The 26,701-nt window shown below is 68.8% G+C and carries 1 protein-coding gene; it reads left to right on the top strand.

Annotated features, from left to right (window positions below):
* The first annotated feature begins 107 nt into the window (after positions 1–107).
* Positions 108–26,696 carry a non-ribosomal peptide synthase/polyketide synthase gene (locus WKC72_RS35015; protein ID WP_370181082.1) on the top strand — a complete coding sequence of 8,863 codons (26,589 nt, stop codon included), beginning with the start codon at positions 108–110 and terminating at the stop codon, positions 26,694–26,696.
* The last annotated feature ends 5 nt before the right edge of the window (positions 26,697–26,701 follow it).

Below are 26,701 nucleotides of genomic sequence, written 5' to 3'. Positions count from 1 at the left end.
GTTTTCTGGGGGGCGGGGAAAAGCTACCGCCTCCCGCATTCGCGAGCCAGGATTCGGACGCGGACATGCTGTGAGCGGTCGGGGATACCTTATGGGGAGGAACCGCCGTGAAGCCCGTCGACACGCGGAAGCCGGCCACACACGATTCCGAAGGGGAGCCGTTCCCGCTGTCCGCGGCACAGCGTGCCACCTGGTTCGCCCAGCAACTCGATCCCGCGGTGCCGATCTCGGTAGCGCACTACGTGGAACTGCACGGCGACCTCGACATCGACCTGCTGCGACGGGAGACCATCGCGGTGGCCCGCGAGTTCCAGTCGCCGTTCCTCAAGGTCGTCGAGGTCGACGGCCGACCGATGCAGTACGTCGACCACGCCACCGATACGTCCATCGCCTTCATCGACTTTCGCGGTGAGGACGATCCGGTCGCTGCAGCCCACGCGTGGATGGACCGGGACTACCAGGCCCCACTAGATCTCGACACGGATCGACTGTTCGAGACCTCGATCCTGTGCGTGGGAGAGTCGCACTACCTGTGGTACAGCCGCATTCACCACGTCGCGCTCGATGGATACGGCGCCATGACGCTGATCAATCGCATCGCGCACCGGTACTCGGCCGCGGTGGCCGGTCGCGAACCGGATCCGAATCGCGCCGCGACCCTGCGTGAGCTGTACGACGTCGACGCCCGCTACCGGTCGTCCGACCGCTTCGTGGCGGATCGGGAGTACTGGGCGAAACGAGTCGAGGCAGTCGACGGATCGACCCTGGCCGACGCGCCCGCGCCCGCGCTCGCCAGGAGCAAGGTCGAGAGTGCCCTGCTGTCCGAGGCGGCCGTGTCCGGTATCAACAGCGCCGACAGTCAGGCAAATGCCACCGCGGCAGTCACGATCATCGCCGCCTTCGCCTGCTACCTGTCGCGGATCACGGCGAAAACCGAAGTCCTCGTCAATGTTCCGATGTCCGGCCGGACCACGTCGGTGCTACGTAACTCCGGCGGCATGATGGTCAGTGTCGCACCGTTGCCGATCACGGTCGACGAGGACGAGACGGTCGCGGACCTCGTGTCGCGGGTCCGGCGAGAGCTGATGGGCGCGTTGCGGCATCAGCGGTGCAGTATCGAGGACATCCGCCGCGACGCGGGCACGGGCGGCGGCGCCGAACTCCATGGACCCATGGTCAACGTCATGCTGTTCCACCAGAACGTGCAGCTGGGCCCACTGGTCGGCGAATACCACATCGTCACGTCGGGTCCGGTGGAAGACCTCCTGGTCAACGTGTACCCGAGCGGGACGCCGGCCGACATCTTCGTCGATTTCCGGGCCAACCCGAACCGATACGAGGATCCTGCACTGCGCCTGCATCACCGGCACTTCGTCGCACTGCTGGAAGAGTTCATCTCGGCCGACCCGCAGGCCCGGGTCGCGACGATCCACGAGGCCACGGCCCGCGACGGTGAGCGACGGCGCCTCGAGGCGCATCAACTCGCGTACTGGACGGATCGCCTGTCGGGGATGCCCGAAGTGCTGAACCTGCCGTCCGATCGGCCCCGGCCCGTCGCACAATCCGGGCGGGAAGATCGCGTCGACGTTCCGATCGGCGCAGAGACACATGCCGCAGTGGCGGCACTCGCGCGGGAACACGACACCACCACGTTCGCGGTTCTGCACGCAGCCTTCACCGTTCTGCTGAGTCGGCTGTCGGGTGCCTCGGATGTGGCGATCGGAACCACGACCACGGTGGACCACGGCCGGGACCTCGTGGTTCTCCGTACCCGCGTCGAACCGGGCACGTCCTTCGCGCATCTCCTCGGCCACGTCCGCGACGTCGACCGGGAGGCGTTCGAGCACGGCGACGTTCCTTTCGAACAGGTGGCCCGGACGCTCGCCATAGGTGATTCGCCCGCGTACTCGCCGATCGTCCAGGTCCTGCTCGAGTGCCGGGATGCGGCGGAGACGCCCGGGATCGGCCGACTCGACCTACGGGTGACCGCGGCCGAGACCTTCGACGCCGACGGCAACCCGTCCGGCGTCACCACGACTCTCGGGTTCGCGACCGACCTGTTCGACCCCGACACCGTACGTCGCCTCGGCGAACGGCTCCGCCGAATCCTGGAGTCGGTCACCGGCGACCCCGGGCTCGCCGTCGGCGACATCGACATCCTGTCCGATACCGAACGGGCCACCCTCGTTCCGGTCTCCGGCGTGCCGGGGCGACCGGGTCGCACACTGCCCGAACTGTTCTCAGCGGCGGCACGAGCCAATCCCACCGGTGTGGCGCTCTCGTATCGCGGTGTCGAGGTGACGTACCGCGAAGTGGACGAGCGCTCGAACCAGCTGGCACACGTCCTCGCCGAACGGGGCATCGGGCCGGAGAACCTCGTGGCACTGGGCATGACTCGCTCGATCGAGTCGGTGGTGTCGATGCTGGCGGTGGCCAAGTCGGGTGCGGCCTACGTGCCGGTGGACCCGAACTACCCGGCCGAACGGATCGAGCACATGCTCGACGATTCGGGCGCCGCCCTGGGCGTGACAGTGTCCGCCGTCCGTTCCCGGCTACCGGACGCGGTTCCGTGGCTGGTGCTCGACGACGAAGAATTCCGGACCCTCTGCGCGAGGCAGCCCGTGTCCGTCGTGACCGATGCCGAGCGGGCGCGGCCGCTCCGCGTGGAGAACCCGTCCTACGTGATCTACACGTCCGGTTCCACGGGCCGGCCCAAAGGCGTCGTGGTCACGCACGGTGGCCTGGACAATTTCGCGGCCGAGCAGCGCTCACGATTCGGAGCGACGCAGGAATCACGGATTCTGCACTTCTCCACACCGAGTTTCGACGCGTCCGTCTCCGAGTACCTGCACGTGTTCGCCGCGGCGGCCACCATGGTGATCGTGCCGCCCACGATCTACGGCGGAACCGAGTTGTCCCAGCTCCTGAAGTCGGAGCGGGTGACTCACGGATTCGTCACCACTGCCGCGCTCGGAACGGTCGAGCCGGACGGACTCTCCGACTTTCGGGACGTGGTGTTCGGCGGCGAGGCGTGCCCGCCGGAACTGGTGAAGCGGTGGGCGCCCGATCGCAGATTGTTCAACGCGTACGGGCCCAGCGAGGCCACCGTCATGTCCAACATCAGTGCACCGATGTCACCGGCCGGGGCCATCACGGTGGGCGGTCCGCTCCGCGGATTCCACGAGGTCGTCCTCGATGCGCGGTTGATGCCGGTGCCGGCCGGTGTGGCCGGGGAGCTGTACGTCGCGGGCGACGCCCTCGCTCGCGGGTATCACGGAAAATCAGCGCTGACGGCGGAACGGTTCGTGGCCAACCCCTTCGGCGGCCCCGGTGAGCGGATGTATCGAACCGGGGACGTGGTGCGGTGGCGAACCGACCGCACACTGGAGTACCTGGGCCGCAGCGATTTCCAGGTGAAGATACGCGGCTTCCGTATCGAGCTCGGCGAGATCGACTCCGTCCTCCACGCCCACCCGCGCGTGCGGACCGCGGTGACGATGCCGCGAACGGCACCGTCCGGCGACACAGTGCTCGTGTCGTACGTGCTGCCGGCAGCCGGGCACCAGCTCGCGCCTGACGAGTTGATCGACTATGCCGCAGAACAATTGCCGACGTACATGGTTCCTGCGGCGATCGTGGTACTGGACGAGATCCCGATGACACCGGTGGGGAAGCTCGATCGTGCGGCATTGCCGGCGCCGGAATTCCTCTCCACGTCCACCGAGTTCCGTGCTCCCGCCACTCCGGTGGAGCGGGCCGTGGCGCGAGTGTTCGCCGACGTGCTGGGCGTGGAGCTCATCGGGCTCGACGACAGCTTCTTCGACCTCGGCGGAAACTCACTGGTCGCGACGAAAGTGGTCGCGCGGGTCAACGCCGCACTCGGCGTCGACCTCGTGGTGCGGACCTTGTTCGAGGCACCGACGGTGGAGGCGTTGGCGGACCGCATCGAGGGTACTCACGCGAGGCGTCCCGACCGCCCGGACCTGGTGGCGCAGACACGTCCCGACCGGATCCCGCTTTCGCTTGCCCAGCAACGTATGTGGTTCGTCAATCAGTACGACACCTCGTCGCCGGCCTACAACATTCCGATGGCGCTGCGCCTGTCCGGAACTCTCGACGTGGAGGCGCTCCGGGCGACGGTGGCGGACGTCCTCGAACGACACGAATCGCTGCGCACGGTGTATCCGGCGTCGGTGGACGGACCGCATCAAGTGATCCTGCCGCCGGGGGAGGTGCTTCCGGATCTGGTGCCGACGGTCTGCGACGACGAGGACGCGGCGCGCGCGCGAATCGCCGAGTCGACTGCTCGCGGTTTCGACGTGAGCACCGAGGTGCCCGTGCGTGGTGCCCTGTTCCGGACCGGCCACGACGAGCACGTCCTGATGCTGGTGGTGCACCACATTGCGGCGGACGGAGCGTCGCTGGCCCCGCTCGCCCATGACCTGATGGTGGCCTACTCGGCGCGGGTACAGCAGCAGGCGCCGGCCTGGCGGCCACTCCCGGTGCAGTACGCCGACTACAGCCTGTGGCAGCGGGCGGCCCTCGGCAGTGACGACGATCCCGACAGCGTGATGTCGGCGCAGTTGAAATATTGGAAGCAGACGCTGTCCGGGCTCCCCGACGCCACGGATCTTCCCTTGGATCGGCCGAGGCCCGCGGACAGAGCACTCCAGGGTGGGATCGTCCGGTTCTCGGTGTCGGCGGAACGGCATCGGGAGCTTATCCTCCTCGCGCGGCAACACAATTCCACGATGTTCATGGTGATGCACGCGGTGCTGGCCCTGCTGGCGGCGCGGCTGAGTGGTTCCGGAGACATCGCGATCGGAACGCCGATCGCCGGGCGCGGCGAGGAAGCCCTCGACGACGTGGTGGGGATGCTCGTCAACACCCTGGTCTTGCGGACGACCGTCGACCCCGCCGCACCGTTCGCCGAGGTGCTGTCGCGGGCGCGGGAGGCGGATCTGGCGGCGTTCGGCCATGCCGAGGTGCCGTTCGAGAGCGTGGTGGACGCGGTCGCGCCGACCCGCTCGACCGCGTATTCACCGCTGTTCCAGGTTCTGCTGGAGTTCCAGAACACCGCCCCGGCGCACCTCGACCTGCCGGGACTGTCGGTGGAGATCCTCGACGTCGAACCCGGTGTGTCCAAGTTCGATCTGCAGTTGACGCTCGCGGAGCGCTACGACGCGTCCGGGACGGCAGCAGGCATCGACGCGTCGTTCACGTTCGCGTCGGACGTGTTCGATCCGGAGACGGTCACGGGATTCGGGGAACGGTTCCTCCGGATTCTGGCGGGTGTGGTTGCGGATCCGGATGCGCCGGTCGGTGATGTGGAGGTTCTGGGGCCGGGTGAGCGGGTGTTGGTGGTGGGTTCGTGGAATGCGACGGGTCGCCCGGTGCCGTACACCACCCTCGTGGACCTGCTCGGCGCGCAGGTGGGGCGGACTCCGGACGCGGTCGCGGTGGTGTGTGGCGATGTGGTGTTGTCGTACGCGGAGTTCGATGCGCGGGTGAATCGGTTGGCGCGGTTCCTGATCGCGGCCGGGGTGGGTCCGGAGTCGTCGGTGGGTGTGGCGGTGCGTCGTTCGGTGGAGATGTTGGTGGGGTTGTATGCGGTGGTGAGGGCGGGTGGGGCGTATGTGCCGATAGATCCGGATCTTCCTGTCGAGCGGGTGGGGTATGTGGTGGGGATTGCGGATCCGGTGCTGGTGTTGACGATGTCGTCGGATCGGGTGGTGGTGCCTGCGGGTGTGCGGGTGGTGGAGTTGGACACCCTTGATGTGTCGGGGTGGTCGGCGGATCCGGTGCGGGATGGGGAGCGGCGTGCGCCGTTGCGTCCTGCTCATCCGGCGTATGTGATGTTCACGTCGGGGTCGACGGGTCGGCCGAAGGGGGTGGCGGTGCCGCACGAGGGCATCGTGAATCGGTTGGTGTGGATGCAGGATCGGTATGGGTTGTCGTCGGATGATGTGGTGTTGCAGAAGACGCCGGTGACGTTCGATGTGTCGGTGTGGGAGTTGTTCTGGCCGTTGATTGTCGGGGCGCGGTTGGTGGTCGCGGAGCCGGACGGGCACCGTGATCCGGCGTATCTCGAGCGAGTGATCCGCGAGGAGTCGGTCACCACTGTGCATTTCGTGCCGTCGATGCTCGAGGTGTTTCTGGCGGGGGCGAATGTGGAGGGGTGCGGTGCGCTGCGCCGGGTGTTCACCAGCGGTGAGGCGTTGCCGTCGACAACGGCGGCACGTCTGCTTGGGGTGAGCGGGGCGGAGCTGCACAACTTGTACGGTCCGACGGAGGCGTCGGTGGATGTGACGTTCCACGAGGTCACCGAGGCGGATCGGGCGGTGGTGCCGATCGGGGCGCCGGTGTGGAACACGCAGACGTTGGTGCTCGATTCCCGTCTGCGGCCGGTGCCGGTGGGGGTGGCGGGGGAGTTGTATCTCGCTGGGGTGCAGTTGGCGCGGGGGTATCAGGGTCGTGCTGATTTGACGGCGGATCGGTTCGTGGCGAATCCGTTCGGTGCGGGTTCGCGGTTGTATCGGTCGGGGGATCGGGTTCGGTGGTTGCCGGGTGGGGAGTTGGAGTATCTGGGGCGTACGGATTTTCAGGTGAAGTTGCGGGGTCAGCGGGTCGAGTTGGGGGAGATCGAGGCGGTGTTGTTGCGCCGGGAGGAGGTGGCGCAGGCGGTGGTGGTGCTGCGCGGGGACGGGTCGTCGGGTGATTATCTGGCGGGGTATGTGGTGCCGGTGGCGGGTGCGGTGGTGGACGAGCGGGCGGTGCGGGAGTCGGTTGCGGGGGTGTTGCCGGGGTTCATGGTGCCGTCGGTGGTGGTGGTGCTGGCGGAGTTGCCGGTGACGGTGAACGGCAAACTCGACCGCAAGGCCCTGCCCGAACCGGATTTCGGCAGCGCAACTGTGGGTTTCGTCGCACCCCGGACCCCGATCGAGGAGATAGTGGCCGCCGTGTGCGCAGACCTGCTCGGTCTCCCGAGGGCGGGCGTGAACGACAACTTCTTCGCGCTCGGCGGAAACTCCCTGATCGCCACCAGGCTGGTCGCGCGGATCAATGCGGCCGTCGGAGACAGGATCGGCATTCGCGACGTGTTCGACGCCCCCACCGTGGCCGGTCTGGCGGCGCTGGCGGCGTCGCAGGAAGGGCTGGAGGCCCGGCCACCGCTCAAGCCGAGGGAAGGTACCGCGGAAGTCCCCGTGTCGCCGGCCCAGCAGCGGATGTGGTTCATCAACCAGTTCGACACCTCCTCGTCCGCATACAACGTCGCGTTCGCGCTCCGGCTCGAGGGCCGGCTCGACCTGCATGCGCTCCAGGCGGCAGTTGCCGACGTCATCGAACGGCACGAGGCTGTACGCACCCTCTTCCCACTCACCGAGAACGGGCCGCGCCAGGTGATCCTGCCCGCTGCGAGCGCGGTGCCCGACCTCGTACCGGTCGCCCTGTCGGGGGAAGCCGAGTTCCGTGAACAGTCGCGGAAAGTGCTGTCCGCAGGATTCGACGTGACGACGCAGGTGCCGTTGCGTTCGCGATTGTTCAGCCTCGCCGAGGACGTGCACGTGCTCGCGGTGGTGGTGCATCACATCGCGGCCGACGGTTTTTCGATGGCACCGTTGGCCCGCGACGTCATGGACGCATACGGGGCCCGGGTGAACGGGTCGGCCCCGGACTGGGCCCCGCTCGAGGTGCAGTACGCCGACTACGCGTTGTGGCAGCGCGACTGGCTGGGATCGGAATCCGATGAGAATTCGCCTATTTCGCGACAGCTGGCCTACTGGACCACCACGCTGTCGGACCTGCCCGAAGTGCTGGAGTTGCCCACCGATCGCCCTCGCCCCACCGTGCGGTCACTTCGCGGCGGCCACGTCGAGTTCGTGATCGGGCCGGAGGTTCATGCCGGTGTGGTCAGGCTGGCGCGGCAACACACCACGACGGTGTTCATGACGTTGCATGCCGCGTTGGCGATCATGCTGGCACGCGTGAGCGGTGCGGACGACATCGCCGTCGGAACGCCGATCGCCGGTCGCGGCGAGCGCGAACTCGACAACGTGGTGGGCATGTTCGTCAACACCCTCGTCCTGCGCACCCACGTCGACGGAGGCGCCACCTTCTCCGAGTTCCTGGACAGTGTTCGGGAAACCGATCTCGGCGCCTTCACCCACGCGGAGGTCCCGTTCGAACGGGTGGTGGAAGTGCTGAGTCCGTCCCGGGTGACGGCCTACGCGCCGCTCTTCCAAGTGATGCTGGAGTTCCAGGACATCGAGCGCCCGACACTGGAATTGCCGGATCTGCAGGTCCGGAACATCGACCTCGAGATCGACACCACCAACTTCGATCTGCAGTTGACCCTGGCCGAGACCGTCGACGTCGACGGCAACCCGACCGGCATTGCCGCCGGGCTGGGCTATGCGACCGATCTCTTCGACGAGGATACGGTGCTCGGCTTCGCGGAACGGCTCCTGCACATCCTCGAGGCGGTCACGGTCGACCCCGGCGCCCGGGTCGGAGACATCGACATTCTCGGACCGCTGGAACGTGCCGTACTGTCCCCGGTGACGGGCGGCGCGGCGGTAGAAGCACGGACACTGCCGGACCTGATGGCCGAGGCGGCCGCGAACGATCCGGACGCCCCGGCGTTGGTCCTCGACGGGCGTGTCGTGCGCTACGGGGAGCTGGACAGGCGGTCGAACCAGTTGGCCCGCATGTTGATCGAGCACGGTGTCGGCCCGGAATCCGTCGTCGCACTGTGTGTGCCGCGGTCCGTCGAATCCGTCCTGGCCGTCTGGGCGGTGGCAAAGTCGGGGGCCGCGTTCCTTCCGGTGGATCCGGACCATCCGGCCGCACGGATCGAATTCATGCTCACCGACTCCGGTGCCGTGTGGGGTGTGACGGGCTCGGCGCAGCGCAGCGCGCTTCCGGAAGCGGTGCCGTGGCTGGTGCTGGACGACCCGGCCTTCGAGGACCGGCTGTCGCACTACCTGTCGTCGCCGGTCACCGACGTCGAGCGGACAGCGACGATCCGGATCGACAATCCCGCCTACCTCATCTACACCTCGGGGTCGACCGGCAGGCCCAAGGGTGTGGTCACCACCCACCGCGGCCTCGCCTCCTTCGCCACCCAGGAGCGGGAGACGTTCGGCACGACGCCCGAATCCAGAACGCTGCACTTCGCATCGCCGAGCTTCGATGCGTCCGTTCTCGAACTGCTGCTGGCGATCGGTGCGGCAGCCACGATGGTGATCGCACCGCCGTCGGTCTACGGCGGTGCCGAATTGGCGCAGTTGCTGGAATCCGAGCGGGTCACGCACTGCTTCGTCACCCCGGCAGCACTCGCGTCGGTCGATCCCGACGGTCTCACCGCCCTCGAGTGCGTGGTGACGGGCGGCGAGGCGTGTCCGCCCGAACTGGTCGCACGATGGGCGCCGGGCCGTCGCATGTTCGACGCTTACGGGCCGACCGAGTCGACGGTCGTGTCGAGTATCAGCGACGAACTGGTACCGGGGGTTCCGGTCACCATCGGCACACCCACGCTCGGTTTCGCCGAGGTCGTGCTGGACTCGCGACTGCACCCGGTGCCCGCCGGTGTCGTAGGGGAGTTGTATCTCGCAGGCCCGGCCCTCGCACGCGGGTACCGCCTGCGGTTCCCGCTGACCGCCGAACGATTCGTCGCCGATCCCTTCGGCCCGCCGGGAAGCCGGATGTATCGCACCGGCGACCGGGCGCGCTGGCTTCCCGACGGTCAGTTGGAGTACCTCGGGCGCACCGATTCCCAGGTGAAGATCCGGGGCTTCCGGATCGAACTCGGTGAGGTCGAGTCGGCGTTGCTCGCCCACGGCTCCGTGGCCTACGCGGTCGCGAGCGTGTGGAACGGGGACGGCGGCGGCGGCGGCGATCGGTTGATCGGTTACCTGGTGCCCGAACCGGGTGCGACGCTCGATTCGAGGGCAGTCCTCGACTTCGTCGGCGGCCGGCTGGCGTCGTACATGGTGCCGTCGGCGCTCGTGATGCTCGAATCGCTTCCCCTGACGGTGCACGGAAAGCTGGACCGCGCAGCGCTTCCGGCCCCCGACTTTGCGGGTTACGGGAGTCGGCCGCCGCGAACCGAGACCGAGGAGCTTCTCGCCGGACTGTTCGAGGAGGTGCTCGGACTGGACTCGGTGGGTGTGGACGACTCGTTCTTCGCGCTCGGCGGCGACAGCATCATGTCGATACAGTTGGTGGCCCGCGCACGGGCCGCCGGTGTGATCCTCTCTCCCCGAGACGTCTTCGATCACCGGACCGTCGCCGGCCTCGCCGGGTCGGCGCGATTCGACAGCGACGGCGCAGTCGCTCTCGACGAGCTGCCGGGCGGTGGCGTCGGCCCCCTGCCGCTGACACCCGTCGCGCGCTGGATGGTCGAGCGTAGCGGGGGACGGCTCGACCGGTTCTCTCAGGCGCTGTTGCTGGCGGCGCCCGCCGATCTGACCCGCGCGGTGCTCGTTCGCGCCGTCGAGGCGGTACTGGCCCGGCACGACATGCTCCGCGCGCGTGTGTCCGTGGAAGGCATGGACGTGCTGCCTGCGGGCGCGGTGCCGGCGGAAGAACTGGTCCGTCGGGTGCCGGTCGACACGGTGGCGCGAGACAGCTTCACCGCTCTTGCGACCACGGAACTCGATGCTGCGGCCGACCACTTGGACCCCGCCGCGGCCCGCATGGTGCGGGTGGTCTGGTTCGACGTCCCGGGCGACGCCGGGCGACTGCTCGTGGTGGTACACCACCTCGTGGTCGACGGTGTCTCGTGGCGCATCCTCGTCGCGGATCTCGCGTCGGCGTGCAGCCAACTCCGGGCCGGTCTCACACCGGCGCTGCCGGCGGTCGGAACGTCGATGCGGCGATGGTCGCACGGCCTGTCCGACGCGGCGCGGCACCGGACCGGCGAACTCGCCTCGTGGGAGAAGATCCTCGACGGACCGGACCCGCTGATCGGTTCGCGCCCACTGGATCCCGCGATCGACGTCGACGCTACCGTCGGCACCGTCAGGGTCGACGTATCGTCGGCGACGAGCGGTGCCCTGCTCACCACGCTTCCGGACGCGTTCCACGGGAGTGTGGGCGACGGGTTGCTCGTCGCGCTCGCATTGGCACTGATCAGCTGGCGACGGGAACGGGACGCCCCCGTGTCGGACGCACTGATCACCCTCGAAGGCCACGGCCGCGAGGAGCAGGTCGTCGCCGGCGCGGACCTGTCCCGTACCGTCGGCTGGTTCACCACCGTGTATCCGGCACGGTTGGATCTCACCGGAATCGATGTCGACGACGCCATGGCAGGTGGTGTCGCGGCAGGGCAGGCGGTCAAGGCCGTCAAGGAGCAGTTGCTCGCGATCCCGGATCACGGGATCGGCTACGGACTATTGCGCTACCGGGGCGACGAGACGTCGGAGTCCCTCAGCCGATTCCCGGCTCCGCAAGTGAGTTTCAACTACCTCGGTCGAGTGACCACCACGGACGGAGCCGAGGACTGGCTGCCGGTGGAGAGCACGCTCGGCGGCACTCGGAATTCCGACATGCCCGTCGCATCCGTGATCGACGTCAACGCCGTCGTCTCCGACAGTCCCGAGGGACCCCGTCTGATGGCGTCGTTCGTCTTTCCGACCGGGGTCCTCCGCGATGTCGAGGTCGCGGCGTTTGCGGATCTGTGGCGCCGCGCCCTCGACGGACTTGCCGCGCACGCATCACGACCGGATGCGGGCGGGCTGACGCCGTCCGACGTTCCGCTGGTGTCGGCGAACCAGCAGCAGATCGAGCGCTGGGAGGAGCGTTTTCCGGCACTGCGGGACGTGTGGTCGCTGTCTCCACTGCAGTCCGGATTGCTGTTCCATGCTTCCCTGGCCGCGGAGTCGATGGACGTCTACACCGCGCAACTGCGCATCGACCTCGAGGGTGCGGTCGACGCCGAGCGTCTGCGCGCCGCCGCGGCGGGGCTGCTCGCGCGTCACCCCAGCCTGCGGACCGCGTTCGTCTACGACGACGGGGTGCCCGCCCAACTGGTGGTCGACGCGGTGGACGTGCCGTGGCGGGAGGTAGATCTCGACGGGCCGGCCCCCGACACGGAACTCGCGCGCCTCCTCGACGAGGACCGCAGCGCCCGATTCGACCTCACCCGGCCGCCGCTGCTCCGGCTGACCCTGTTCCACACCGCACCGGATCGTTTCGTGCTGGCAGTCACGAATCATCACATCATCCTCGACGGCTGGTCGATACCGCTGCTGGTGCGGGAACTGCTGACTCGCTATGCCGCCGACGGCGACCCCGCCGGAGTGCCGGAGCCGCCCTCGTACCGCACGTATCTGGATTGGGTAGCGACCCGGGACGCGGAGGCGTCGGCGCGGGCCTGGGAACGAGCGCTCGAGGGTGTCGAGGAGCCGACGCTGGTGGCGCCCCACGCCTCCGCGGCGCTCTACGGTGTGCCCCACGAACTCGACGTCGAACTGCCCGCCCCCCTGCTCGATGGACTCGCGGCGGCGGCGGAGCGCGCCGGCGTCACCATGAACACGGTGATCCAGGCGGCGTGGGGGATGCTGCTGTCCCGGTTGCTTTCCCGCGACGACGTGGTCTTCGGTGCCACCGTGTCCGGACGCCCGCCGCAGCTGTCCGGTGTCGAGAACATGCTGGGACTGTTCATCAACACGGTGCCCGTGCGCGTGCGGGTGGACCCGGACGAGAGTGTCGCGCGGCTGCTCGCCCGCCTGCAGGACGAGCAGACGTCCCTGCTCGACCACCATCATCTCGGCCTCGGCGAGATTCAGTCGCGGGTGGGTCGGGGCAATCTGTTCGACACGCTGTCGGTGTTCGAGTCGTTCCCGATCGACACGTCCGGACTGGACGAGAACACCGACATCGGGGGCATGCGGGTGACCGGTCTCGATGCCCGCGACGCCACGCACTATCCGCTCACTCTGCTGTCGATCCTCGAACCACGGCTGCGATTGAGTCTGCGCTACCAACCGGGAGCCGTCGACCGCGGCAGTGCCGGAGCGCTCGCCGACCGCCTCGTCCGGATTCTGGTGACGATCGCCGGTGACGTCGACACCGCGGTCGGTGATGTGGAGGTTCTGGGTCCGGGTGAGCGGGCGTTGGTGGTGGGTTCGTGGAATGCGACGGGTCACCCGGTGCCGTACACCACCCTCGTGGACCTGCTCGGCGCGCAGGTGGGGCGGACTCCGGACGCGGTCGCGGTGGTGTGCGGGGATGTGGTGTTGTCGTATGGGGAGTTCGATGCGCGGGTGAATCGGTTGGCGCGGTTCCTGATCGCGGCCGGGGTGGGTCCGGAGTCGTCGGTGGGTGTGGCGGTGCGTCGTTCGGTGGAGATGTTGGTGGGGTTGTATGCGGTGGTGAGGGCGGGTGGGGCGTATGTGCCGATAGATCCGGATCTGCCTGTCGAGCGGGTGGGGTATGTGGTGGGGATTGCGGATCCGGTGTTGGTGTTGACGATGTCGTCGGGTCGGGTGGTGGTGCCTGCGGGTGTGCGGGTGGTGGAGTTGGACACCCTTGATGTGTCGGGGTGGTCGGCGGATCCGGTGCGGGATGGGGAGCGGCGTGCGCCGTTGCGTCCTGCTCATCCGGCGTATGTGATGTTCACGTCGGGGTCGACGGGTCGGCCGAAGGGGGTGGCGGTGCCGCACGAGGGCATCGTGAACCGGTTGGTGTGGATGCAGGATCGGTATGGGTTGTCGTCGGATGATGTGGTGTTGCAGAAGACGCCGGTGACGTTCGATGTGTCGGTGTGGGAGTTGTTCTGGCCGTTGATTGTCGGGGCGCGGTTGGTGGTCGCGGAGCCGGACGGGCACCGTGATCCGGCGTATCTCGAGCGAGTGATCCGCGAGGAGTCGGTCACCACTGTGCATTTCGTGCCGTCGATGCTCGAGGTGTTTCTGGCGGGGGCGAATGTGGAGGGGTGCGGTGCGCTGCGCCGGGTGTTCACCAGCGGTGAGGCGTTGCCGTCGACAACGGCGGCACGTCTGCTTGGGGTGAGCGGGGCGGAGCTGCACAACTTGTACGGTCCGACGGAGGCGTCGGTGGATGTGACGTTCCACGAGGTCACCGAGGCGGATCGGGCGGTGGTGCCGATCGGGGCGCCGGTGTGGAACACGCAGACGTTGGTGCTCGATTCCCGTCTGCGGCCGGTGCCGGTGGGGGTGGCGGGGGAGTTGTATCTCGGTGGGGTGCAGTTGGCGCGGGGGTATCAGGGTCGTGCTGATTTGACGGCGGATCGGTTCGTGGCGAATCCGTTCGGTGCGGGTTCGCGGTTGTATCGGTCGGGGGATCGGGTTCGGTGGTTGCCGGGTGGGGAGTTGGAGTATCTGGGGCGTACGGATTTTCAGGTGAAGTTGCGGGGTCAGCGGGTCGAGTTGGGGGAGATCGAGGCGGTGTTGTTGCGCCGGGAGGAGGTGGCGCAGGCGGTGGTGGTGCTGCGCGGGGACGGGTCGTCGGGTGATTATCTGGCGGGGTATGTGGTGCCGGTGGCGGGTGCGGTGGTGGACGAGCGGGCGGTGCGGGAGTCGGTTGCGGGGGTGTTGCCGGGGTTCATGGTGCCGTCGGTGGTGGTGGTGCTGGCGGAGTTGCCGGTGACGGTGAACGGCAAACTCGACCGGAAAGCCCTGCCGAAACCGGAATTCGGCACGACCACGGTCGGGTATCGCGCACCCGTCACCCCCGCGGAGGAAGCGATCGCCACGGCCTTCGCCGCCGTCCTCGGTGTCGATCGCGTCGGGGCGGACGACAGCTTCTTCGACCTCGGCGGAGACTCGCTCAGTGCCACCCGAGCGGTGGGACGCATCAACAGCGCGCTCGACACGACTCTGGGCGTCGCGGCGTTGTTCGACGCACCTGTGGTGTCCGATCTGGCCGCCCGGATCGACTCGGACGTGATGACGAGTTCCGCCCCCGCGCTCACCGCGTCGGCGCGGCCCGAGCGGATTCCCCTTTCCCTCGCGCAGCAGCGGATGTGGTTCGTCAACCAGTTCGACACCTCCTCGCCTGCCTACAACATCCCGGTCGCCCTGCACCTGGACGGGGTGGTAGACCTGGCTGCACTGCGCGCGGCACTCGGCGACGTCATGGAACGGCACGAGTCGCTGCGGACCGTGTTCCCCGGCTCCGCCGACGGACCCCGGCAGGTGATCGTCGATTCCGCGCCCGCCACCCCTGATCTCGATCCGGTCCCGGTTGCCGAAGGAGACCTGCGCGTCTCGCTCGCCGCATTCTTCGGCGTGGGATTCGATGTCACCGAGGACCTTCCGATCCGGGTGCGGCTGTGGGAACTCGCTCCCGAGCGGCACGTCCTCGCCCTCGTCGCGCACCACATCGCGGCCGACGGCTTCTCCATGGCACCCCTGGCGCGGGATGTGATGCTCGCCTATACCGCCCGCGTGCAGCAGCAGGCACCCGGCTGGGCGCCGCTGCCCGTGCAGTACGCCGACTACAGCCTGTGGCAGCGGGAGGTCCTGGGCACCGAAGACCAGCCCGATTCGATGATGTCCGGTCAGCTCGGCTACTGGGCGCGGACGTTGTCGGGCATCCCGGACGTGTTGCCACTGCCTCTGGATCGGCCACGACCCCTCCAGCGGTCGTTCCTCGGGGACGTCGTCCCGTTCGACATCCCACCCTCCGTCCACAAAGCTTTGACCGAGCTTGCACGCCAGCATAATTCGACGCTGTTCATGGTGGTACACGCCGCGCTGGCCGTGCTGCTCGAGAGAGTGTCGGGATCGGACGACGTGGTGGTGGGAACCCCGATCGCGGGCCGGGGCCACGCGGCACTCGACGACGTCGTGGGAATGTTCGTCAACACGTTGGTGCTCCGCACAGCGGTGGCACCAGGTTCGTCGTTCGCCCACGTGCTCACCGATGTGCGGTCGGCGGACCTCGGCGCGTTCGAGCACGCAGACCTTCCCTTCGAGCGGCTGGTGGATGAGCTCGCACCCGAGCGGTCCACCGCGCACTCACCCCTGTTCCAGGTGTTGCTCGAATTCCAGAACGCCACCCGCACCCATCTGGAACTGCCCGGGTTGACCGCCCGGTCTCTCGACGTCGATCTGGACGTCGCGAAGTTCGATCTGCAGCTGAGCCTGGTGGAGCGAGTCGACGAGCAGGGGGTTCCGGCCGGGATCGGTGCCGGCCTCCGCTACGCGACCGACGTGTTCGATCGTGCGTCGGTGCAGAGTTTCGCGGAGCGCTTCGTGCGCGTGATCGAGGCCGTGACCACCGACCCGGCCACACCCGTCGGGGACATCGACATCCTGCACGCGCGCGAACGCGAACTCCTGCTCACCGCCGCGCATCGGCCGGGGACCGACGTCCCGCCGCTGTCGCTGGTGGACGCGTTCGATCGCATGGTGGCATCCGCGGGCGACGCCGTCGCGGTGCGCTGCGACGGCGCGTCGACGACGTACCGCGAACTCGACGACCGGGCCAACCGACTTGCGAGGCTGCTCGTGGCCCAGGAAGTAGGTGCGGAAACGCTGGTGGCGGTGGGGATGACGCGGTCGATCGACCTCGTCGTGGCACTGCTGGCGGTGGTGAAGTCGGGTGCCGGTTACCTTCCCGTGGACGTGGCCTCTCCCGCCGAGCGGTTGGCCTTCCTGCTCGGCGACGCCCAGCCGAAGTGTGTGCTCACCACGACCGCGGACGCCGAGACCTTCCGCGGCGCCGGGATTCCGGTGGTTGTCGTGGACGACCCCGAGACCGTGACTGCGCTGCAGCAGTTCTCGTCGCTGCCGGTGACCGACGACGACCGCCGTGCTCCACTGCACCTGGACTCGGTGGCGTACGTGATCTACACGTCGGGCTCCACCGGCCGGCCGAAGGGCGTGCAGGTCTCGCACCGCAACGTGATCACGTTGCTGGCGAACACCCAGACGCTGTTCGGATTCGGACCGGGCGACGTGTGGACCATGTTCCATTCCGCCGCGTTCGACTTCTCGGTGTGGGAAATGTGGGGAGCGCTCGCGCACGGTGGCCGACTGGTGCTGGTGGACTACTTCACGGCGCGCTCACCCGAGAAGTTCCTCGAACTCCTCCGCGACGAAACAGTGACGGTCCTGAATCAAACCCCCACCGCCTTCTACCAATTGGCGGAGGCCGATCGCCTCGCCGGTGGTCCCGGCCTGTCGCTGCGGTACGTCATCTTCGGCGGGGAGGCCCTCGAATTCGGACAGTTGCGGCGCTGGTACGCCCGCCGCGGCGACACCGCGCCGGTTCTGGTCAACATGTACGGCATCACGGAAACGACCGTGCACGTCAGCCACCTGCCGATCGACCGGGACCTCGTCGAGGAGGAGTCCGCATCGGTGATCGGCAGGGGACTGCCCGGACTGCGCGTGTACGTGCTCGACGGACGACTCCATCCGGTGCCACCGGGGGTGCTCGGGGAGATGTACGTCTCCGGGCCGCAGGTCTCGCGCGGGTACCTCGGCCGGTCCGCCCTCACGTCCGGTCGATTCGTCGCCGACCCCTTCACTCCCGGGGCCCGGATGTACCGGTCGGGCGACCTGGGCAGGTGGAACGGGAACGGCCAGTTGGAGTACCTCGGTCGCAACGACCTCCAGGTGCAGGTGAAGGGCTACCGGATCGAACTCGGTGAGGTGGAAGCGGCGCTGCTCGCGTGCAAGGGGGTGGCGCAGTCGGCCGTGGCGGCCCGCGGGGACCGGTTGGTGGGGTACGTGGTGCCGGAGACCGGCGCCGCGATCGACCCGGCGGCGATCATCGATGTGGCCGCGGAGCGATTGGCATCGCACATGGTCCCGGTCGCCGTGGTGGTTCTCGACGAGTTGCCGCGGACGGTGAACGGCAAACTCGATCGGAAAGCGCTGCCCGAGCCGGACTTCGGACAGCGGGTGACCGCGGGCCGCGGCCCGGTCACCGAGACCGAACGGATCCTCGCCGACCTGTTCGCGGAGGTTCTCGGCCTCGACTCGGTGGGGGTCGACGACTCGTTCTTCACACTCGGCGGGGATTCGATCATGTCCATCCAACTGGTCACCCGCGCCAAGGGCGCCGGGATCCTGATCTCACCGCGCGAGGTGTTCGAGCGCAAAACCGTTGCCGGGCTGGCCGCGGCGGCCGGGACGGAAGACGAGACCGCTGTTCTCGACGAACTGCCGGGAGGCGGGATCGGCGAGATTCCGCTGACTCCGATCGTGCGGTGGATGATCGCCCGGGGTGGGGATTTCCGTCGCTACTCGCAGTCCGCACTGTTCACGCTGCCCGCCACGGTGGACGAACGCACCCTGACGGAAGCTCTGCAGGCCGTGCTGGATCGGCACGACCTGTTGCGGGCGCGGTTGTACCGCACGTCCCGCACCGAAGAGGGCTGGTCGATGGAGGTGCAGGCGGAAGGGTCGGTGCGGTCGGCGACCCTTCTCCGCCGGGGACTGATGGACGATGTCGGCGCCGAACTGGACAGTGCCCTCGACCGGCTGGACCCGGAGTCGGGCGTGATGATGCAGGCGGTCTGGCTGGACGGGGCCGACCATCCGGGGCGCGTGCTGATCGTCGTCCATCATCTGGCGATGGACGGTGTGTCCTGGCGGATCCTGATCCCCGACCTCGCGGCGGCGTGCGCGCACCTGCAGTCCGGCGCGGCACCGGCGCTGGAGCCATCGGGGACGTCGATGCGCCGGTGGGCGCACGCACTCGCCGACGCCGCGCGTGAACCCCGGCGCACCGCCGAGGTCGAACTGTGGCAGGGAATGCTGAACGCACCCGACCCGCTGCTGGGGTCGCGCCCGGTGACCGACTCGGATACCGCTGCCACCGTCGCGGATGTCGAGGTTCACGTGCCTGCCGGGTTGACCGAGACGCTCCTGACGACCGTGCCGCGGGCCTTCCACGGCGGCGTGGGCGACGCGCTGCTGACTGCGCTGGCCATGGCGCTGACGAGCTGGCGGCGCCGCCGCGGGATCGAACTGTCCGGCGCGCTGGTGGGTCTCGAGGGACACGGTCGTGAGGAGCAGGTGGTGCCCGGCGCCGATCTCGCGCGCACCATCGGCTGGTTCACGACCCTCTTCCCGGTGCGACTCGATCTGAGCGGGGTCGACCTCGACGACGCGTTCGCCGCGGGCCCGTCCGCGGGGGCCGCGATGAAGACCGTGAAGGAGCAACTCCTCGCCGTTCCCGACCACGGCATCGGTTTCGGACTTCTCCGGTACCTGAACAACGAGACGGCGCAGGTTCTTTCGCCGCTGCCGATGCCTCAGGTCAGTTTCAACTATCTCGGGAGAATGGGCCGGACCGCCACGAAGACCGACCAGGGGTGGGTGCCGGTCGACGAACCCGGACTGCGCGAGAAGTCGGCGGTGCCCGTCGCGGCCGTCGTCGACGTCAACGCGATGACCGTCGACTCGGGCGACGGCCCCCAGCTGAACTCCACGTGGACCTACCCTCCGGGCGTCCTCACCCGCGCAGAGGTCGAGGAACTCGCACAGCTGTGGGTGCAGGCACTCGCCGCTCTCGGCGCTTACGCGGAGTCGGGTGGCACCGGGTTCACGCCGTCAGATTTCGATCTCGTCGAACTCCGGCAGGAAGCCATCGAGGACCTCGAACACGCCTGCCCGGACCTGACGGACGTATGGCCGCTGTCACCCCTGCAGTCCGGCATGCTCTTCCACTCCGAACTCGCCGACGACTCCCTCGACGCCTACCTGGTGCAGGTGAGCATCGAACTCGACGGCGCCGTGGATCCGCGTCGACTGCGCCGCGCGGCCGATGCCCTGCTGGACCGCCACGCCAATCTGCGCGCCGGCTTCGTGCACGACGCCGAGGGCAACGCCGTCCACGTGATCCGGCGACGGGTGGCCGCGCCCTGGCGCGAGATCGATCTTCTGGACGACGACGCCGCGGCGTCCGAGGTCACGCGACTGCTGGCCGAGGACCGGGTCCGCCCGTTCGACATGACACGTGCCCCGCTGATCCGGTTCATGCTGATCGCGACCGCGCCGAACCGCTACCGGCTGGTGTCGACCAACCACCACATCCTCCTCGACGGCTGGTCGATGCCGTTGCTGGTCCGGGAGTTGCTGACGCTCTACGCCACCGACGGGGACCCGTCGCCGCTGCCCCGCGTACGCGGATACCGCGACTACCTGGCGTGGATGGGCCGCCGGGATCAGGGCGCCTCCCGCGAGGTGTGGGCGCGGGCCCTCGCCGGGATGGACGGACCGACGTTGCTGGCCCGCTCGGACATGGGACGGCGACTGTCCACGATGTCCGACGAGTTCGTCTTCGACCTGGACGAGGACCACACCACCCGCCTGCGCGACGTCGCGCGTTCTCGTGGACTGACCGTCAACACGCTCGTTCAGGCCTCGTGGGGAATTGTGCTGGGTACGTTGACCGCCCGGGACGACGTGCTGTTCGGTACCACCGTCTCGGGGCGGCCGCCCGAACTGGTCGGCATCGAGACGATGGTCGGACTGTTCATCAACACCCTGCCCGTCCGGGTGAGGCTGCGGCCCGACGACACGGTGGGTGCTCTGCTGGAACGGGTGCAGGCCGAGCAGGCGGCGTTGCTGGATCACCACTACCTCGGGCTGGCCGAGATTCAGAGTGCCGCCGGCCCGGAGGTCGGATTCGACACGCTGACGGTATTCGAGTCGTATCCCGTCGACCGCGCCGGGCTCTCCACCGAGACCGACATCGCCGGAATGCGCGTCACCGGAGTGGATGCGCGCGATGCGGCCCATTATCCGCTGAGTCTCGTGGCATCCGTCGACTCCCGTCTGCGCCTGAAATTCGAGTACCTGCCGGACGTCTTCGACGCGGACACCATCGACGACATCGCCGGGCGCGTGCTGCGGGTGCTCGACGCCTGCACCCGTCCGGACCAGCCGCTGGCCGCGCTGTCGCTGCTGACCGACCGGGAGCGCGCCGACCTGGTGCCGGTCCGCGGCCGCCCGGGCAGATCGACCCGCACGCTGCCGCAGATCCTCGAAGAGGGGGCCGCGCTGGATCCGGGCGCAATCGCACTCTCCTATGGGGACGACGACGTGCGCTACGGCGATCTGGACGAGCGGTCGAATCGCCTGGCGCGCGCACTCATCGCCCGTGGGGCGGGCCCGGAGACGTTCGTGGCCATCGGCATACCGCGGTCCCTCGACTCGATACTGTCGGTGTGGGCGGTGGCGAAGACCGGTGCGGCGTTCGTGCCGATCGACCCGAACTACCCCGACGAGCGCATCACCCACATGCTCGCCGATTCCGGAGTCACCCTCGGCGTGACCACATCCGCACACCGAGACCGGCTCCCGGGCACCGCACACTGGCTGGCCCTCGACGAACCCGGCTTCGCGACCGAGTGCGCCGAGAGCCCGGGGGCACCCGTGACCGACGCCGACCGGAGCGGTCCGGTCACGCTGGACACCGCCGCGTACGCCGTCTACACGTCCGGGTCCACGGGTGTCCCCAAGGGCGTCGTGGTCACCCATCGCGGACTCGACAACTTCGCACTCGACCAGCTCGAACGATTCGGGGCGACACCGCAGTCCCGGACTCTGCACTTCTCCACACCGAGTTTCGACGGGTCGGTGTTCGAGTACCTGCAGGCTTTCGGTGCCGGCGCGACGATGGTGATCGCGGCGCCCACCGTCTTCGGCGGCGAGGAACTCGCGAGGCTGCTGGCCGACCGGAGCGTCACCCACGCGTTCATCACGACCGCCGCGCTGGCGTCACTCGATCCGGCCGGGCTGGTGCATCTCACGGACCTGGTGTTCGGCGGCGAGGCATGCCCACCCGAACTCGTCGCCCGCTGGGCACCGGGCCGTCGGCTGTACAACGCGTACGGACCGACCGAGACGACGATCATGTCGAACATCAGCGACCCGATGGTTCCCGGGGACCCGATCACCATCGGCGGCCCGATCCGCGGGGTGACGGAACTGGTGCTCGACTCCCGGCTGCAGCCGGTCCCCGTGGGAGTTCCCGGCGAGTTGTATCTCGCCGGGGCCGGCCTGGCCCGCGGCTACCACCGCCGACCGGCACTGACCGCCGAACGGTTCGTCGCCGACCCCGTCCGCCCCGGCGAGAGGATGTACCGCACCGGCGACATCGTGCGGTGGACGGCAGACCACAGCATCGAGTACGTGGGCCGCAGCGACTTCCAGGTGAAGGTGCGCGGCTTCCGCATCGAACTCGGCGAGATCGACTCTGCCCTCATGTCGGAGCCGGACGTCGGATTCGCCGCCACTCTCGCGCACCGCGGTCCCGCGGGGGACACCCTGCTGGTGTCGTACGTCGTTCCGGCGTCGGGGCGCTCCCTCGACCCGGTCGGACTGACCCGGCATCTGGCGGACCGCCTGCCGTCCCACATGGTGCCCACGTCGATCACGGTGCTGGAGAGCATTCCGCTGACGGCGGTCGGCAAGCTGGACCGCACGGCACTGCCCGAGCCCGACCTGCTGTCCGGGCCAGGGCACGACCGGGTACCGGTCGGTCCGATCGAGGATGCGGTGGCCGTCGTCTTCGCGGAGGTGCTCGGACTGGCGCGCGTCGGCGCCGACGCCGGTTTCTTCGACATCGGTGGCAACTCCCTGAGCGCCACCCGGGTGATGGCACGGCTGCGCGCGCTGCTCGGCACCGAGTGTGGGGTGCGGGATCTGTTCGAGGCGCCGACGGTCGCCGCGCTCGCGGCGCGGATCGAGCACGCCGGCGCCGGGCCGTCCGGACGTCCGGTGCTCGCGGCCCGCACCCGGCCCGAGGACATCCCGCTGTCGTACGCGCAGCAGCGGATGTGGTTCGTCAACCAGCTCGACACCACCTCGGCTGCCTACAACATCCCGGTCGTGGTGACACTCGGCGGCGACCTCGATGTGGGCGCGCTGAACTCGGCGCTCACCGATGTCGTCGCCCGGCACGAGTCGCTGCGCACGATGTTCCCGGTCCGCGGGGACTGGCCGGTTCAGCAGATCCTGCCCGCCGAGGGCGCGGTGCCCACTCTGACCCCGGTCCCTGTCGCGGACGAGCACAGCCTGCGGGAGGAGCTGACCCGGCTGGTCTCGGCGGGTTTCGATGTCACCGAGCGGATCCCGCTGCGGGCCGGGCTGTATTCGCTGAGCGCCACCGAGCACGTATTCGCCGTGGTGGTGCATCACATTTCGGCGGACGGGTTCTCGATGGTCCCGCTGGTGCGCGACGTGATGACGGCGTACGGCGCCCGCATCGGCGGCGGCGCGCCCGACTGGGCGCCCCTGCCGGTGCAGTACGCCGATTACGCCCTGTGGCAACGGGAGTCGCTGGGTTCGGACGACGATCCCCGTTCGTTGCTCGCACGGCAACTCGACTACTGGACGACCGCGCTCGCGGGCGCCCCCGATCTCCTGGAACTCCCCACGGATCGGGATCGGCCGTCCCAGCAGTCCTTCCGCGGCGCGCGCGTCCACTTCTCCGTCGGCAGCGACCTGCACCGTCGCATCGGCGAGCTGTCGCGACGTCTCGGCTGCACCGAATTCATGACCGTGCACGCCGCACTGGCGGTGTTGCTCAGCCGTCTCGGTGGAACGCCGGACGTCGCCGTCGGCACCCCGATCGCCGGGCGGGGAGAGCTCGCACTCGACGATCTGGTGGGCATGTTCGTGGGCACGCTCGCCCTGCGCACGCAGGTGGATGCGGCCGAGTCGTTCACCGACCTGGCCGCGCACTGTCGCGATGTCGACCTCGGAGCCTTCGCCCATGCCGACGTTCCGTTCGAGCGGGTGGTGGAGGCGGTCGGCCCGACCCGATCCACGGCGTATGCGCCGCTCGTCCAGGTCTCACTGGAGTTCCAGAACAACGAGCGACCGGTCCTGACACTGCCGGGACTGGAAGTCCGTGGAATCGATCCCGGGCTCGCCGTGGTCAAGGTGGATCTCGAATTCCTCCTGGCGGAGGAGTTCGACGCGAACGGTGCTCCGGCCGGGATGAACGGCGCCGTCGACTTCGCCACCGATCTCTTCGACCCCGACACGGTCCGCGGCTTCGCCGACCGCTTCGTGCGCATCCTCGACGCCGTCACCGAGAATCCGGACCGGCCGATCGGCGACCTGCCCCTCCTCGACGAGGAGGAGTTGCGGGCGATGGTGCCTGCCCGCGGCGAGCCGGAGGTGCGCCCCGCACTGTGGCCCGATCTGCTGACGGTGGCCGCCGCACTCGACCCGGACTCGGTGGCCCTGTCGTTCGAGGACCGGCGGGTCAGCTACCGCGAACTCGACGAGTGGTCGAACCGGGTGGCCCGGGTCCTGCGCCGCCGCGGGGTGGGACCGGAGACGTTCGTGGCAGTCGGAATGCCCCGGTCGATCGAGTCGGTGGTCTCGATCTGGTCGATCACCAAGGCCGGCGCGGCGTTCGTTCCCGTCGACCCCACGTACCCGCGCGATCGTATCGACTACATGCTCACCGATTGCCGGGCCGCGCTCGGCCTCACGGTGCGAAGTCGCCGGAGCACCCTGCCCGACACCGTTCCGTGGCTGATGCTCGACGACGAGGACTTCGCCGCCCAGGCGGCGGACGTGTCGTCCGCACCGATCACCGACGGGGATCGGACGAGTGCGTTGCACCTCGCCCACCCGGCCTACCTCATCTACACGTCGGGGTCGACGGGAAGGCCGAAGGGCGTGACCGTCACACACCGGGGCATGGCCGATTTCACCGCGGAGACGCACGAACGGTTCCAGGTCACGCACGAGTCCCGGGTCTCGCAGCTGGCGTCCCCGAGTTTCGACGCGTCGGTGTTCGAGCTGATGATGGCGTTCAGCGCGTCGGCGCGGGTGGTGATCGTGCCGCCTGCCGTCGTCGGGGGCAGCGAACTGGCGGATCTGTTCCGTCGCGAGCAGGTGACCCATGCGACCATCACGCCGACCGCGCTTTCCGCCCTCGACAACGACGGACTCGATTCGCTCCGGGTCCTGGACCTGGTGGGCGAGGCGTGCCCGCCGGAGGTGGTGGCGCGGTGGGCGCCGGGGCGGAGCCTGCACAGCGGGTACGGGCCCACCGAGACCACGATCCAGGCGAGCGTCAGCGCCGCGATGCGTCCCGGTGAGGGTGTGAACATCGGTTCACCCGCACGGGGATTCGCGTTCCTGGTCCTCGATGAGCGGCTGCAGCCGGTCCCGGTCGGTGTGCCCGGCGAGTTGTACATCGCCGGACCGGGTACGGCACGGGGGTACCACAACCGGTCGGCGCTCACCTCGGAACGATTCGTGGCCTGCAACTTCGGGGAACCGGGCACCCGGATGTACCGGACCGGTGACGTGGTGCGCTGGCAGAAGTCGGCGAGCGCGGCGACGGGGAATGTCGCACGCGACGGCACGCTCGAGTACGTCGGGCGCAGCGACTTCCAGGTGAAGGTCCGTGGTTTCCGCATCGAACTCGGGGAGATCGACGCCGTGCTCGCCGGTCACCCGGCGGTTGCCTTCGCCGCCACCATCGGTCACACCGGCCCGTCCGGCGACACCGTGCTCGCCTCGTATGTGCGGGCTCAGGACGGGCAGGAGGTGGAGCCGGCGGGGCTGCGCACCTACGCGTCCGAGCGCCTGCCCGCCCACATGGTGCCGTCCGCGGTGGTCGTACTCGATCGGATTCCGATGACGCCGGTGGGCAAACTCGACCGGAAGGCGTTGCCCGCCCCGGAGTTCGGGTCGACCGCTGCGGCGTTCCGGGCACCGGCCACGGACAACGAGCGCATCGTCGTGGACGCCTTCGCGGAGGTTCTCGGGGTGGACCGGGTGGGCACCGCGGACAGCTTCTTCGATCTCGGCGGAAATTCCCTCCTCGCCACCAGGATCGTCAGCGCCCTGCAGGCAGAACTGGACCGGAGGGTTCCGCTGCAATGGATGTTCCTCGACCCGACACCGGCGGGGATCGCCCGTCGCCTCGACCTGCCACACCGGAGCGCCGGCATGGAAGAGGCACTCGCCGTGGTGATTCCGCTGCGCGCGCAGGGAAGTGGGCGACCCTTGTTCTGCGTGCATCCGGGGATCGGCCTGTCCTGGGGGTACGCCGGTCTGGTGCAGTATCTCCCTCCCGACCGACCGGCCTACGGACTGCAGCTGCCCACGATCAGCGGTGACGGCGATTACCGGACGATCGAGCAGCTGGCCCACCGCTACATCGAGGAAATGCAGGCCATCCAGCCCACCGGCCCGTACGACCTGCTCGGCTGGTCGCTCGGCGGAGTCATCGCGCACGCCATGGCCGTCGAACTGCAGAGAGCCGGCGAAGAGGTCGCCACCCTCGCCGTCATGGACAGCTACCCCGTCGGCGGCGAGGACCCGCTGGCGAGCAGGCTGGAGATCCGGGACCTCCTGCGCGGGCTGGGACTCCAGACCGAGGGCGACGGCGAGATGACCTACGAACATGCCGCGCGGTTGATCGACGAATCGTTCGGGACCGAGACCGGAGTGCGAGGGCACGACCTCGAACGGATCGCCGCGGGATACGAGAATTCGAGGTGGCTCGCCCACCACTTCGTGCCCCGGGTATACGACGGTGACCTGCTCATCTTCCCCGCCACGTGCGACGGGGACGGGGCGACGCGTGCCCGGTCGACGGACGAGTGGCGGTCGCTCGTGACCGGCCGGATCGACGCGCGGCCCGTGGACTGCGGGCACAACGAGATGATCGAGCCGCAGTCCCTCGCCGTCATCGGGCCGCTGCTGTCGCGCGTGCTCTCCGAACGGCCGTGAATCGG

It is taken from the genome of Rhodococcus wratislaviensis, from assembly GCF_041228765.1.
GTDB classification, from domain to species: domain Bacteria; phylum Actinomycetota; class Actinomycetes; order Mycobacteriales; family Mycobacteriaceae; genus Rhodococcus_F; species Rhodococcus_F wratislaviensis.
This window is presented reverse-complemented; position numbering and strand designations above follow the sequence as displayed.